Source organism: Streptomyces sp. NPDC046881 (assembly GCF_040645015.1).
GTDB lineage: Bacteria > Actinomycetota > Actinomycetes > Streptomycetales > Streptomycetaceae > Streptomyces.
Genome location: NZ_JBEYXJ010000011.1, coordinates 1 through 13,479, shown reverse-complemented (window position 1 = coordinate 13,479; position 13,479 = coordinate 1). Strand labels below are relative to the sequence as shown.

The window sequence follows — 13,479 nt, the reverse complement described above, 5'->3', positions numbered from 1 at the left end:
GAGCGGACCAGGGTGAGCGAGCAGGTCACCGGACGCGGGACTGCCCCGGGCCGCGCGGGGTGGCACGCAGGCGCAGGCCGGCGGTCGCCAGACCCTCGAAGGTGGTGACCTGGAAGCCGGGTTCCGGTCCGGGCGGCTCGCTCAGGCGGTGGCAGCCGGCCGTGTGCGCGGTCAGGAGCGTCAGCATCGCCATGGCCAGAGCGGCCCCCTCGCAGCCGTGCGGTCCGGTGCCGAAGGAGAGGAAGGTGCCGGGGTTCGCCGGAGAGCCCGGACCGTCGAGCCAGCGCTCGGGCCGGAACCGGTCCGGCTCGGGGTGTTCCCGTGCGTCCCGGTGCGCGGTGTAGGGGCAGACGAGAACGGTGGCCCCGGCCTCGATGCCGTAGTCGGCGAGCTGGGTCTGCCGTGCGGCCCGCCGGGTCAGCAGCCAGCTCGGGGGATACAGCCGGAGCACCTCGTGGACCAGCGCCCGGGTGTAGCGCAGGTCGTCGAGGTGGGCGCTGGTCGTCGCGGCCGGGTCCGCGGGCAGCGAGGCGGCCTCGGCCGCGACCCGGTCCGCCGCCTCGGGGTGCCGGGCCAGGTGGAGCAGGATCCATCCGGCCGCCCGGGTGGGCGCCTCGAAGGTGGCGACGGTGATTCCGGGGAGGGTGTCGAGAACGGCCTCTTCCGGTAGCGGGCCGTAGCGCGAGGAGGGCAGGAGCATCTGCCCGAGCACGTCGTCACCGAGCCGGCCCGAGGAACGGCGCCGGCGGACGACGGGCCGCAGGGCGTCGATGAAGGCGGCCTGCTGCCGTGTGCGGAACCGCCGTGCCGGTGTGGGGATCCACCGCGGCCATTCCCAGCGCGAGGGGCGTACGAGCACCTCCCGGGCGAGGAAGAGCTGTGCCGCGAACGGCAGCAGGGCCGGGGCGTCCTCGGAGAAGAGGTAGCGGACGCCGATCTCCGCCAGGGCGTGCCGGGCCGCGGGCAGGACCTCGACGTCCTGGTCCGCGGGCCACCGGGCGGCGAAGAGAGCGGCTCCGGGCGCGATCTCCCCGACCCGGGCCGCGACCGCCTGCGCGCGCAGTCCGCGCATGCGGGCGGCGTGAGCGTGCGCCCGCTCCTCGGCCGTCGGTGCTCCGTTCGACCCCTTCAACGGCGGGAAGAGGGGCGAGGGTGCCTTGGGGAAGTCCTGCGCGCGGCGCAGCACCGCTTCACAGGGTCCGGCGGTGGCGGCCACGTAGACACCGGGCTCGAGCTGCCAGACGTCCCCGCACACGGCGGCGCCACGGCGGGCCACCGCCAGCCGGTCGCGGCTCCAGGCCGCGAAGCTGCCTCCGGGCAGCCGCGGCGGCTCATTCATCCGGCCCATGAGATCGTCCCCGGCCTTCGTGCCCGTCCAGGCCGATGTCGTCGGCGGTGCGGCTGGGAGACGGCGGACGCCCGGGGCGCCCGCCGAGGGTGCCGTCAGTCGCCGGCGTACGCGTCCCACTCGTGGTCCCCGTACGCACCGTAGCGGCGGGTGAAGGACAGCTTGCCCAGCAGCTTGGCGATCATGATGCGCTCCTCTCGCCGTGTCCGAGCCCTTCCAGCCGAGGGTTCCGAGGAACCGTCGACGCCTGGTGCATACCAGAATGTCTATTTTCTCACGCATGACTTGTATGTCACTACCCGGGCGCCTACGACCGCCCGGCGTCCGCCGCCGCCTGCTCCACCAGCGGGATGATCCGCAGCGGGACGGGGTTCTCCATGACGATCGCCGTGGAGGCCCGGACGATGCCGTCGAAGCCGACGACCCGGTCGATCACCCGCTGGAGATCGGCGTTCGAGCGGGCCACCAGCCGGCACAGCATGTCCCCGCTGCCGGTGGTGGTCAGCAGCTCCAGCACCTCCGGCACGGTCGCCAGGTACGCCCGCACGTCGGCTCCCTGGCCCTGCCGGATCTGCAGGGTGGCGAACGCGGTGACCGGGTAGCCCAGGGCCGCCGGGTCCACCTGCGGACCGAAGCCGCGGACCACCCCGTTCGACTGGAGCCGGTCCAGGCGCGCCTGGACCGTGCCGCGGGCGACACCCAGCCGCCGGGACATCTCCAGCACCCCGATGCGCGGCTCCTCGGCCAGCAGCACGATGATCCGCCCGTCCAGATGATCGATCGCCACGGGACCCCCTGAGATGGTCATCCTGTACAGAACGCCCGCCGATACGGCCGTTCCGCTGGTCAGATTGCCCAGCGATGAAGCGAACTATTGCGCACCTTGCAGAGCAGAGCCACCCTTCCGCTATGACGCAGACCACACAGCACACTCCCGACGCGACCGCCCGGCAGGACGACCCCTTCCCGGTCAAGGGAATGGACGCGGTCGTCTTCGCCGTGGGCAACGCCAAGCAGGCGGCGCACTACTACTCCACCGCCTTCGGCATGCGGCTGGTGGCCTACTCCGGACCGGAGAACGGCAGCCGCGAGACCGCCAGTTACGTGCTCGAGAACGGCTCCGCCCGCTTCGTGTTCACCTCGGTGATCAAGCCGAGCAGCACCTGGGGCCACTTCCTCGCCCAGCACGTGGCCGAGCACGGCGACGGCGTCATCGACCTGGCCATCGAGGTCCCGGACGCCCGCCGCGCGTACGCCTACGCGATCGAGCACGGCGCGAAGAGCGTCGCCGAGCCGTACGAGATGAAGGACGAGCACGGCACGGTCGTCCTCGCCGCGATCGCCACCTACGGCGAGACCCGCCACACCCTGGTCGAGCGCACCGGCTACGACGGCCCCTACCTGCCCGGCTACACCGCCGCCCGGCCGATCGTCGAGCCGCCCGCCCAGCGCACCTTCCAGGCCGTCGACCACTGCGTCGGCAACGTCGAACTCGGCCGGATGAACGAGTGGGTCGGGTTCTACAACAAGGTCATGGGCTTCACGAACATGAAGGAGTTCGTGGGCGACGACATCGCCACCGAGTACAGCGCGCTGATGTCGAAGGTGGTCGCGGACGGCACCCTCAAGATCAAGTTCCCGATCAACGAGCCCGCCATCGCCAAGAAGAAGTCCCAGATCGACGAGTACCTGGAGTTCTACGGCGGCGCGGGCGTCCAGCACATCGCGCTCAACACCAACGACATCGTGCAGACGGTCCGCACCATGCGCGCGGCCGGTGTCGAGTTCCTCGACACCCCCGACTCGTACTACGACACCCTCGGCGAGTGGGTCGGCGACACCCGCGTGCCGATCGAGACCCTGCGCGAGCTGAAGATCCTCGCCGACCGCGACGAGGACGGCTACCTGCTGCAGATCTTCACCAAGCCGGTCCAGGACCGGCCGACCGTGTTCTTCGAACTCATCGAGCGGCACGGTTCGATGGGCTTCGGCAAGGGCAACTTCAAGGCACTGTTCGAGGCGATCGAACGCGAGCAGGCCAAGCGGGGCAACCTGTAGCCGACGGGTCCCCCGCCGGACATCCGAGGGGGGACCGTGGCGGAACGCATCGACCTCGCCGCGCCGGCCGTCCGCTGGCTGCGCGAGAAGGACACCCTGCGCGAACCCACGGTCCTCCAGTCCTTCGCCTTCGACGAGGTCCACCACCACCTCTACGTCCTCCAGCTCACCCCGGGCGGCCGGACCGCCGGCGACCTGTGCCTCAACCGCCTGGACCTGACGGGCAGGCGCCTCGGCCACATGTACCTCAAGGGCTTCGGGCACGGCGTGAGCATGGGCGTCCAGCACGGCGCCGACGGCACGGTGTGGATCTGGACCGAGACGGACGCCGTGGACGGCTACGGCCGGGGCGTCACCCGCTTCCGGTTCGCCGCCGGAGCCACCCGCACCACCCGGGACGTCAAGGTCCGCCACCCCGTCGAGGGCTCCCGCACCAACCAGCCCGCCCTCTGCCCGGCCACCGGCCGCATCGCCGTCCGCTACCGCCTGGGGAACACCCCCCGCTACCGCGTCTGGGACCTGGCCGCCTTCACCGCCCGCGACTACGCGTCCCCGCTGGCCGACCTCCCGCAGACCGGCGCCCACCCCGACCCCCGCGTCCCCTTCCAGGGCTTCGCCCTGCACGGCGACCACCTCTACCAGCTCGCGGGCTCCGCGTACGACCCGCGCACCAACCCGCCCGCCGGCCATGGCGACACCTACGTGTCCTGCCTGGACATCCGCACCGGCGAACTCCTCGCCCGGCGCCGCACCGAGGCCGCGTACTCCCTCGACCACCGCGAGCCGGAGGGCCTGGCCGTCCGCACCACGGGCACCCCGCGCCTGTACCTCGGGTTCGCGTCCGGGGTGCCGGGCGCGCGGAAGTTCTCGGTCTACTACAAGTGACCCGCCGCGCCGGGCCCCTCAGGACTCGGGCGGCTCGTCGGCCGGCGGCTCGCCCAGCGTCCGCAGCGCGTCCCGGGCCACCGGCACCCACAGCGGCGAGAAGTACGGATTGATCCGCAGCGCCTCCTCCAGACACCGCCGCGCCGGCCCGTACCGCTCCAGCTCCGCCTCGATCACCCCCCGGTGGAACGCGTACAGCGCGCTGCGCACCCCGCCGCCCTTCGCCTTGTCCGTCGCGGCGGTCGCGTACGGAAGCGCCCGCTGGTCCTCACCGGCCCGGTGCAGAGCCCAGCCCAGCGCGTCGGCCACCTCGATCCCCGGCTGCCGCCGCCACTCCTCCTCCAGCCGCTCCACGGCGTCCCACGGATCCCCGTGGTCCGCCTCGTACCGCCCGATCACCAGCTCCTCGTCGACCCCGCCCGCCACCGACTGCCGTACCGCCGCCTTCAGCCGCGCGTACTGCTCCTCGGCCACCCCCCGCTGCTCCAGCGACTCGTACAGCTCGCCCAGCTCCAGCAAAACCTCCGGGTCCGGCCGCTTGGCGACGGCGGCCCGGTACGCGGCCAGCGCCTGCGCCGTACGCCCCAGCGCGGCCAGCGTCCGGGCCCGCCCGGCCGGTGCCGCCCGCTGGTCGGGGTCGAGCCGCAGCGCCGCCTCGAAGTGCCGCAGTGCGTCCGGCAGATCCCCGCGCTCCCAGGCCAGCTGCCCCAGACCGGCCAGCCAGGCGGCCTGCTCGGCGGGGGTGCGGGCGGCGGCCGCCGCGTCGGTCAGCTGGGCCACCGCGTCCTCGCGCCAGCCCCGGTCCCGGTACACCGCGGCGGCCCGCGCCATCACCGCCGGCCGCTCGGCCGGACCGGTGCGCAGCTCCATCAGCTTGTCCAGCGTGGCGCGGGCCTTCGTGTAGTCGCCCAGGCCGTGGTAGGCGTCGATCAGCGGCGGATACGCCGACCACCGCTTCGGCGTCGCCTTCAGCGCCTGCTCGCCGTACCGTTTCGCCGTCGGGAAGTCCCGGCGCGCCAGCGCCAGCGCGGTCAGCCCGTCCAGCGCCTCGGTGTTCCGGGTGCCGCGCACGTCCAGCGAGGTCCGCAGCGCCCGCTCGGCCCGCGGATAGTCCGCCGCGTCCCCCGCCCGGCGCCCCCGCGCCACGTACGCCGAGCCCAGCACCGCCCACGCCCGGGCGTCCCGCGGCTGCGCCCGCACCCGCTGCTCCTCGCGCCCGATCAGCGCGGTCAGCCCGGGCAGCGCGGCCGGCACGCCGTACGTCACCGTCGTCAGCGCCTGCGCCCGCGGCTGTGCCGGCGGACCGGCGGCGGGCGGCGGGGCCGGCCGGTGCGGCCGGCGCTCCTCGGGCAGCAGCACCAGCGCCGAGCCGACGACACCGCCCGCCAGCGCGGCGACCAGCACCCGGCGCAGCACCCGCCGGGACCGGCGCGGCGCCGGCGGCTCCGGGACCAGGGACGTACCCACGCACTGTCGGTTGTCCATGGCGCTCACTGTGCGTCAATACGACGAGCACATCCGGGTGGCCCAAGGGCGGCGCGGGCGGGGTTCACACCGATGGCCGCGAGTGCCACGCTGTGATCATGAGCCGTATCGAAGCGCCACGCGACGAGCACACGGGGAACCTCACCGACCGGCTCCTGGCCGGCCTGCCGGCCGAGGCGGTCGTCACCGACCCCGACGTCACGGCCTCCTACGGACACGACATGGCGAGCTTCTGCCCCGCGGGCAGCCCCGCCGTCGTCGTCCTGCCGCGCACCGTCGAACAGGTCCGGCACGTCATGCGCACCGCCACCGAGCTGCGCGTCCCCGTCGTCCCGCAGGGCGCCCGCACCGGCCTGTCCGGCGGCGCCAACGCCACCGACGGCTGCATCGTGCTGTCCCTCACCAGGATGGACCGCATCCTGGAGATCAGCCCCGTCGACCGGATCGCCGTGGTGGAGCCGGGCGTGGTCAACGCGGCCCTCTCCCGCGCGGTCGAGGAGCACGGCCTGTACTACCCGCCGGACCCCTCCAGCTGGGAGACGTGCACCATCGGCGGCAACATCGGCACGGCCTCCGGGGGCCTGTGCTGCGTCAAGTACGGCGTGACCGCCGAGTACGTCCTCGGCCTGGACGTCGTCCTCGCCGACGGCCGGCTGATGTCCACCGGCCGCCGCACCGCGAAAGGCGTCGCGGGTTACGACCTCACCCGGCTCTTCGTCGGCTCCGAGGGCTCACTCGGCATCGTCGTCCGGGCCGTTCTGGCGCTCAAGCCCAAACCGCCCCGGCAGCTCGTGCTGGCCGCCGAGTTCGCCTCCGCGGCCGCCGCCTGCGACGCCGTCTGCCGCATCATGGCGGGCGGTCACGTCCCCTCCCTCCTCGAACTGATGGACCGTACGACGGTCAAGGCGGTCAACGACCTCGCCCACATGGGACTGCCGGAGACCACCGAGGCCCTGCTGCTGGCCGCGTTCGACACCCCCGAACCCGCCGCCGACCTCGCCGCCGTGGGCGCCCTGTGCGAGGCCGCCGGTGCCACCCAGGTCGTGCCCGCCGAGGACGCCGCCGAGTCCGAGATGCTGTTGCAGGCCCGGCGGCTCTCGCTGACCGCGCTGGAGGCGGTGAAGGGCACGACGATGATCGACGACGTGTGCGTGCCCCGCTCCCGGCTCGGCGCCATGCTGGAGGGCGTGGAGCGGATCGCCGCCACGTACGACCTCACGATCGGCGTCTGCGCCCACGCGGGCGACGGCAACACGCACCCCACCGTCTGCTTCGACGCCGGAGACCCCGACGAGTCCCGGCGGGCCCGCGAGTCCTTCGACGAGATCATGGCCCTCGGCCTGGAGCTGGGCGGCACCATCACCGGCGAACACGGCGTCGGCGTACTGAAGAAGGAGTGGCTGGCCCGGGAGATCGGCCCCGTCGGGGTGGAGATGCAGCGGGCGGTGAAGCAGGTCTTCGACCCGCTGGGCATCCTCAACCCGGGCAAGCTCTTCTGACGCCGGGTCACTGGGCGAGGAGGTGGTCGAGCGCGTCGTCGATGGCCGGCTCCCCGCCCTCCGTGCCCGGCGGCACCACCCGCAGCGTCCGCTCCAGCCAGGCCGACACCTGCGGGACCGGCGCCTCCAGCAGCGCGTCGCCGTCCGGTGAACCGAGCGCCATCAGCACGACGCTCCGGCCGTCCGCCTTCGTCGGCCACACCCGCACGTCGCCCTGCCCGCACGGCCGGAACACCCCCTCCACCAGCAGGTCGCGGGCGAACGTCCAGTTGACGGGGTGTTCGGAGTCGATGTGGAAGGCGATGTGGACGGCGTACGGGTCGTCGGAGCGGTAACCGAGGCGGGCGGGGACCGGGACGCTCTGCTCCGGGGACAGGATGAGCCTCAGCTCCAGCTCGCGTTCCACCACGGTGTGCTGCATGACCTGCGTTCCTTTCTGGCCGGGGCCGCTCCGACCGGGCCCGCACCGGGGGAGAGGGAGCAGGGGCCGGGGCATTACGCGGGTTCGGGGAAATCCTTTGCGCGGACCCGTGCGAGTCCGGTACGGCGTTACCCGGAAAGGGGTGGGTCCCGCGGGACTGGCGCTGTGGGCTGCCGCGGTCTGATAGATGTGGAGGCCCCCATCCCACCCCCGAGCAGATACGGGACGACGGACATGAGCGCCCCAACCCCGGCCCCAGGTGACGACCGGCCCCGCGAGGGCTACTACCCGGACCCGTCCATCCCCGGCTACGTCCGGTACTGGAACGGCGCCTCCTGGGTGCCCGGCACCAGCCGCCCGGCGCCGAAGGACGGCGAACCGCTCACCCCACCCCCGGGCGTCCGCCCGGCAGCCCCCGCGGTGGAGGAAACGGGTCCGCACTTCTTCGACGAGGACCCGCCCGAGGTGCCCCGGCAGGGCGGCCCGGGCGAGCAGTGGGTGCAGGCGGGCCAGGGGGGACAGGCGGGCCCCGCCGGTCAGGCCGCGCAGTGGAGCCGGTCGGCTCAGCCGGGACTGCCGAGCCAGCCCGGCGGACCCGCGCAGTGGGGCGGCTCCGGCCAGCCCGGTCGATCCGTGCCGGGTGCACAGGCGGCCGGGTCCGGCGGTGACGCCGGACGCGGGGACGCCTGGGGAGCCGATCCGCGGGTGCCGTCCGACCCGGCGGGCGGATCCGACGGCCGTACGACCGCCGGTGCCGACGGCACCGCCACGATCCCCCCGGCGGAGGACGACGCCCCGGACCCCGGCACCTTCATCTTCCGCCGCCCGATCCCCGGCCCGGCGGCGGCCCGCACCGACGACGGCACGATGACGTTCCGCCCGGTACCGTCGGGCACGTCGGGCACGTCGGGCACGTCGGGCACGTCGGGCACGTCGGGCACGTCGGGCACGCCAGGCACTGTTGACACCCCGGCCACGTCTGCCGCGCCGGGCACTGCTGGCACACCGGGTGCGCCGGGCACCGCCAACCCTTCTGCGGCTCCGGCGCCCTTCGGCACCCCCGGCCCGGTGCCCGCCCCCGCCCCCGCCCCCGACAACGCTCCCTCCGGCTTCGGCGCGCAGGGACCCGTCGGGGCGCCCGCCGGCTCGGGGTTCGGCGCGGGGAAGGCCGCCGCGGCCCGGGCCGCCGGCGCGCAGGCGCCGCAGCCCGCCCCCGCGGTGCCGCAGCAGGCCGGTCCCGGGCAGGCCGCGGCCTCCGGCACCCCGCTGACCAGCGGCCCCGGTGGCGGGCAGGCCTCCTGGGCGCAGCAGGTGCACCAGCTGGCCGGGGGCGGGGACGAGCAGCCCGTCGCGCCGTGGAAGCCGCCGGTGGAGGACCTCTTCCAGGCCGCCGCCCGCCGGCAGGCCTCCGCCCGCCCCGCCGGACTCGGCAAGCGGCTCGCGGCGCGGCTGATCGACCTGGTGGCCGTGGGCGCGCTGACGTCGGCCGCCGCGGTCCCGCTGGGGATGCGGGCCGTCGACCACGTCCAGCAGAAGATCGACGCGGCCCGGCTGTCCGGCCACGAGGTCACCGTCTGGCTGCTCGACGGCACGACCGGCACCAGCCTCGGCATCGTCCTGGCCGTCCTGCTGCTGGCCGGCGTCCTGTACGAGGTGCTGCCCACCGTGAAGTGGGGCCGCACCCTCGGCAAGAAGCTGTGCGGTCTGGAGGTGCGGGACATCGAGGGGCACGAGCCGCCGACGTTCGGTGCGGCCCTGCGCCGCTGGCTGGTCCTGAGCGTGCCGAGCCTGCTGGTGGTCGGGATCGTGGGCGTGCTGTGGTGCCTGTTCGACCGGCCCTGGCGCCAGGCCTGGCACGACAAGGCGGCCCACACCTTCGTCGCGGGCTGACGCCGGCGCAGGGGCCGTACCCCGTACGGCCGCTCGCCGGATGCGGAACCGGGTTCGTCGGGTTCCACTCGGGCCATGAGCAGCGAACCGCCCCCCGGCTCCGGAGAGCAGCCCCCCGAGGACGACCCCTTCAGGAAGCGGCCCCCGTCGGACCAGGGATCGGGCTCGCCGTACGACGCCCCGTACGGCGGCGCCGAGCAGCCGCCACCGTCCGGCGACTCCCCGTACGGTGGTGGCCCGGGCGGCCCTTACGGTGGTGGCCCCGGCGGTCCCTACGGCGGTGGCCCGGGCGGCCCCTACGGCGGTTACCCGGCCGACCCGCTGGCCGGCATGCCCCCGCTCGCCGACAGCGGCAAGCGGACGCTCGCGCGGATCCTCGACATGATCCTGGTCGGCATCGTCGTGTGGCTGCTCACCTGGGTGTTCGGGGTACGCGAGTACACCGTCGGCAGCGACCGCGTCGAGATCGGCAGGTCCGTCGCCCAGGCCGTCATCGCGGCCGTGCTCTACGTCGCCTACGACACCCTCATGATCAGCAGGTCGGGGCAGACCCTCGGCAAGAAGTGGCTCGGCATGCGCGTGGCCAACCTGGAGAACGGCGCCACCCCCTCCGTCCAGTCCGCGCTGCTCCGCGCCCTGGTGCTGTGGCTGCCGTTCGCCTTCTGCTGCGCCTGCATCTGGACCGTCATCGCGGGCGGTTGGAGCTTCTTCGACAAGCCGTACAAACAGGGCCTGCACGACAAGGCGGCCAAGACGGTGGTGGTCAGCACCGGTTGAGCGACGCGCCGAGGGGTGCCCTCACAGGGTCGTGGGGACCCGCTCCTCGTCCGCCGCGGGCTCGGCGGACGACTGCGCCGTGCGCGTCCCGGGGGACGGGACCGTCAGGGCGACCAGCAGGCCCAGCGCGAGTGCCGCGAGGGCGATGACGGCGATCCCTGGGCCCGAACTCGTCTGCGACAGCAGCAGCATGGCGAGCGTCGAGAAGATCACGGTGCAGGAACCGTAGGCGAGCTGTGCGGGGGTCGGACGAGGCATGGCAATCGTGTCCTCGGCAGTGTTCGGACGTTCGGGGCGTGCCGTTCGACTCTCTTGGCCTGCATGCCCGAGCGGGACGCCCGGTAAGCGTGACCTAACCCACGGTACCGGTGCACGGGGGGCGCATGGAGTCACCCGTCCCACCAAACGGACGTTCCCCTGCGCCGGTTACCGGGTCGACACGTGTCCGTAAAGCGGACGTCGGCTCCGCATAGTGCACTTGTCCTGCTCAAGTCAAGGGCTGTCTTTTCTTCTAAACCTCTAGTCAAATGTCGTCACTTGATTACACGCGTTGATCGTGCGCGCACGGATTCCTCCATGACCCGGAACCCCCTGTCCGTGTGCGCGGCGCGGGGGAGGAACTCAAGTGACCAGCAGATCCTGGACGTTCAGAGCAGCCGCGATCGGCGTGACGCTCGCGGCGGCCTCCGCCACGTTCGCCACCTTCGCCGTGGCGGAGGCGGGCACCCAGGCCGGGACCGCCGCCGCCAACCGGCACGACCCGGCCCCGGTCAAGCAGCAGAAGCACGACCTGGACGGCCCGCTCAGCAAGACCCAGGACGCCCAGCGCGAAGAGGCCCTGAACCAGCTCATAGCCGGCAAGGCCACCGCGCAGGAGCGCAACGGCTCCAAGGTCGTCAAGCTCAAGAGCCGCAAGGGCCAGAGCAAGTACGTCGAGCTGAGCCGCGAGAAGACCGACAAGATCTTCACGATCCTGGTGGAGTTCGGCAACCAGACCGACCCCAAGTTCGGTGGGACGCCCGGCCCGCTGCACAACAAGATCGCCGCGCCGGACCGCAAGAAGGACAACTCGACGGCCTGGCAGAAGGACTACAACAAGAAGCACTACCAGGACCTCTACTTCGGCACCGGCAAGAAGACCGAGTCGCTGAAGAAGTACTACGAGAAGCAGTCCTCGGGCCGCTACTCGGTCTCCGGCGAGGTCACCGACTGGGTCAAGGTCCCCTACAACGAGGCCCGTTACGGCAACAACGCCTGCGGCCAGACCAACTGCCCGAGCGTGTGGAACGTCGTCAGCGACGGCCTGAGCGCCTGGGTCGCCCAGCAGAAGAAGGCCGGCCGGACCGACGCCGACATCAAGAAGGACCTCGCCAAGTACGACCAGTGGGACCGCTACGACTTCGACGGCGACGGCAACTTCAACGAGCCGGACGGCTACGTCGACCACTTCCAGATCGTGCACGCCGGTGAGGACGAGTCCGCCGGCGGCGGCGCCCAGGGCAAGGACGCGATCTGGGCCCACCGCTGGTACGCCTTCGGCACCGACGCCGGCGCCACCGGCCCCGAGAACAACAAGCTCGGCGGCACGCAGGTCGGCAGCACCGGCATCTGGGTCGGCGACTACACCATCCAGCCGGAGAACGGCGGACTCGGCGTCTTCGCCCACGAGTACGGCCACGACCTCGGTCTGCCGGACGAGTACGACACCGCCGGCGGCGACAACTCCACCGGTTTCTGGACCCTGATGTCCTCCGGTTCCTGGCTCGGCACCGGCAAGGAGTCCATCGGCGACCTGCCGGGCGACATGAACGCCTGGGACAAGCTCCAGCTGGGCTGGCTGAACTACGACACCGCCAAGGCCGGCAAGCAGTCCACGCACAAGCTGGGCGTCGCCGAGTACAACACCTGGGACAAGCAGGCGCTCCTGGTGACCCTGCCCGACAAGGCGGTCACCACCACCATCACCGAGCCGGCGCAGGGCTCGACCCAGTGGTGGAGCGGCAGCGGCAACGACCTGAAGAACACGCTGACCCGCTCCGTGGACCTGACCGGCAAGTCCTCGGCGAACCTCTCCCTGGACGGCTGGTGGGCCACCGAGGACGGCTACGACTACGTCTACACCGAGGTGTCGACCGACGGCGGCGCCAACTGGACCGCGCTGGACGGCACCGCCGACGGCCAGGCCCTGCCGAAGGACGCCAGCGGCAAGCCGGCGCTGAGCGGCTTCTCGCAGACGCACAAGAAGCTGTCGTTCCCGCTCGACGCCTACGCGGGCAAGAAGATCGACATCCGCTTCCGCTACGCCACCGACGGCGGTGTCGCGGAGAACGGCTTCACGGCCGACGAGATCACCGTGACGGCCGACGGCACCCCGCTGTTCTGGGACAACGCCGAGACCGCTGACGCCGGTTGGACCGCGGCGGGCTTCTCCCGCATCGGCGCGTCCTTCACCAAGGACTACAAGCAGTACTACCTCGCCGAGAACCGCCAGTACGTGTCGTACGACAAGACCCTCAAGGTCGGCCCGTACAACTTCGGCTTCGCGTCGCGTCCGGACTGGGTGGAGCACTACCCGTACCAGAACGGCCTGCTGATCTGGAAGTGGGACACCTCCCAGGCGGACGACAACACCAACGAAACCAACGGCCACCCGGGCAGCGGTCTGATCCTGCCGGTCGACTCGCACTGGAAGGCCCTGAAGTGGGCCGACGGCACGCTGCTGCGCAACCGCATCCAGGCGTACGACTCCCCGTTCAGCCTGTACGGCACGGACGGCATCACGCTGCACAAGGCCGACGTCGCACTGAAGATCAAGGGCTCGAAGGGTGTCCCGGTCTTCAACGACCACACCAGCACCTACTACGACCCGTCGAACCCGACGGGCGGGGTGAAGGTCACTGACACCAACACCAAGATCACGATCGTCAAGGAGGCCAAGGACGGCTCCACGATCCAGCTCAAGGTCGGCCCCGCGGTGAAGTAGTCCGCATCATCGCAGGTCACAGGCGTATCGGCGGCAACCCCATTGGGGGGTGGGGCCCCTGGGGTTTTTGTGCGTGCTGTGGGGCGCGGTTTTTCACCCCCCGCAACCGGGGTGTGTCCCCCAGGCCGCTGGG

At 72.4% G+C, this 13,479-nt stretch carries 11 protein-coding genes; 6 read left to right on the top strand and 5 right to left on the bottom strand.

Annotation, left to right across the window (positions count from 1 at the left end; all coding sequences use genetic code 11):
- Window positions 1-25: 25 nt before the first annotated feature.
- Both ABZ923_RS08180 and ABZ923_RS08175 read right to left on the bottom strand, forming a co-directional pair.
- On the bottom strand, window positions 26-1,339 hold the full coding sequence (locus ABZ923_RS08180; RefSeq protein WP_361468322.1) for a cytochrome P450: 1,314 nt from the start codon (window positions 1,337-1,339) through the stop codon (window positions 26-28).
- Window positions 1,340-1,655: 316 nt separating this feature from the next.
- Window positions 1,656-2,135 (bottom strand): Lrp/AsnC family transcriptional regulator, encoded by a 480-nt coding sequence (locus tag ABZ923_RS08175; protein WP_361468319.1) that lies wholly within the window; start codon window positions 2,133-2,135, stop codon window positions 1,656-1,658.
- A 122-nt stretch (window positions 2,136-2,257) separates the two neighbouring features.
- Here ABZ923_RS08175 and hppD point away from each other — a divergent pair, with 122 nt between their 5' ends.
- Together hppD and ABZ923_RS08165 are read left to right on the top strand one after the other, a co-directional pair.
- A complete protein-coding gene (gene hppD / locus ABZ923_RS08170) occupies window positions 2,258-3,406 on the top strand; it encodes a 4-hydroxyphenylpyruvate dioxygenase (RefSeq protein WP_361468316.1) in 1,149 nt (382 codons plus the stop codon).
- Window positions 3,407-3,442: 36 nt separating this feature from the next.
- Window positions 3,443-4,291 (top strand): Teichoic acid biosynthesis protein C (Precursor), encoded by an 849-nt coding sequence (locus ABZ923_RS08165; RefSeq protein ID WP_361468313.1) that lies wholly within the window; start codon window positions 3,443-3,445, stop codon window positions 4,289-4,291.
- An 18-nt stretch (window positions 4,292-4,309) separates the two neighbouring features.
- Here ABZ923_RS08165 and ABZ923_RS08160 read toward each other — a convergent pair whose 3' ends face one another.
- Window positions 4,310-5,776 carry a tetratricopeptide repeat protein gene (locus ABZ923_RS08160; RefSeq protein ID WP_361468310.1) on the bottom strand — a complete coding sequence of 489 codons (1,467 nt, stop codon included), beginning with the start codon at window positions 5,774-5,776 and terminating at the stop codon, window positions 4,310-4,312.
- A 92-nt stretch (window positions 5,777-5,868) separates the two neighbouring features.
- Between ABZ923_RS08160 and ABZ923_RS08155 the strand changes: the two genes are divergently transcribed.
- Entirely contained in the window at window positions 5,869-7,275 is a 1,407-nt protein-coding gene (locus ABZ923_RS08155) for an FAD-linked oxidase C-terminal domain-containing protein (RefSeq protein WP_361468307.1), read from the top strand.
- A gap of 7 nt (window positions 7,276-7,282) precedes the next feature.
- On the opposite strand, the gene ABZ923_RS08150 is transcribed toward ABZ923_RS08155, so the two are convergent.
- Window positions 7,283-7,696: an SsgA family sporulation/cell division regulator gene (locus ABZ923_RS08150; protein ID WP_361468304.1), complete on the bottom strand. Its 414-nt coding sequence runs from the start codon at window positions 7,694-7,696 to the stop codon at window positions 7,283-7,285.
- Between the two features lie 234 nt (window positions 7,697-7,930).
- On the opposite strand from ABZ923_RS08150, the gene ABZ923_RS08145 reads away from it, so the two are divergent.
- Entirely contained in the window at window positions 7,931-9,586 is a 1,656-nt protein-coding gene (locus ABZ923_RS08145) for an RDD family protein (RefSeq protein ID WP_361468302.1), read from the top strand.
- 75 nt (window positions 9,587-9,661) lie between these two features.
- A complete protein-coding gene (locus ABZ923_RS08140; protein ID WP_361468300.1) occupies window positions 9,662-10,363 on the top strand; it encodes an RDD family protein in 702 nt (233 codons plus the stop codon).
- A gap of 21 nt (window positions 10,364-10,384) precedes the next feature.
- Here the strand turns inward: ABZ923_RS08140 and ABZ923_RS08135 are convergent, their stop codons facing one another.
- Window positions 10,385-10,621 (bottom strand): hypothetical protein, encoded by a 237-nt coding sequence (locus ABZ923_RS08135; protein ID WP_361468298.1) that lies wholly within the window; start codon window positions 10,619-10,621, stop codon window positions 10,385-10,387.
- Between the two features lie 367 nt (window positions 10,622-10,988).
- Here ABZ923_RS08135 and ABZ923_RS08130 point away from each other — a divergent pair, with 367 nt between their 5' ends.
- The gene (locus ABZ923_RS08130; RefSeq protein ID WP_361468295.1) at window positions 10,989-13,346 is read left to right on the top strand and encodes an immune inhibitor A domain-containing protein; all 2,358 of its coding nucleotides are present in this window, start codon (window positions 10,989-10,991) and stop codon (window positions 13,344-13,346) included.
- Window positions 13,347-13,479 lie beyond the last annotated feature (133 nt).

Coding starts and splice junctions, on each gene's coding strand:
- ABZ923_RS08180 (WP_361468322.1), bottom strand. CDS start 1,339: ATGAATGAGCCGCCGCGGCTGCCCGGAGGCAGCTTCGCGGCCTGGAGC.
- hppD (WP_361468316.1), top strand. CDS start 2,258: ATGACGCAGACCACACAGCACACTCCCGACGCGACCGCCCGGCAGGAC.
- ABZ923_RS08160 (WP_361468310.1), bottom strand. CDS start 5,776: ATGGACAACCGACAGTGCGTGGGTACGTCCCTGGTCCCGGAGCCGCCG.
- ABZ923_RS08150 (WP_361468304.1), bottom strand. CDS start 7,696: ATGCAGCACACCGTGGTGGAACGCGAGCTGGAGCTGAGGCTCATCCTG.
- ABZ923_RS08145 (WP_361468302.1), top strand. CDS start 7,931: ATGAGCGCCCCAACCCCGGCCCCAGGTGACGACCGGCCCCGCGAGGGC.
- ABZ923_RS08140 (WP_361468300.1), top strand. CDS start 9,662: ATGAGCAGCGAACCGCCCCCCGGCTCCGGAGAGCAGCCCCCCGAGGAC.
- ABZ923_RS08135 (WP_361468298.1), bottom strand. CDS start 10,621: ATGCCTCGTCCGACCCCCGCACAGCTCGCCTACGGTTCCTGCACCGTG.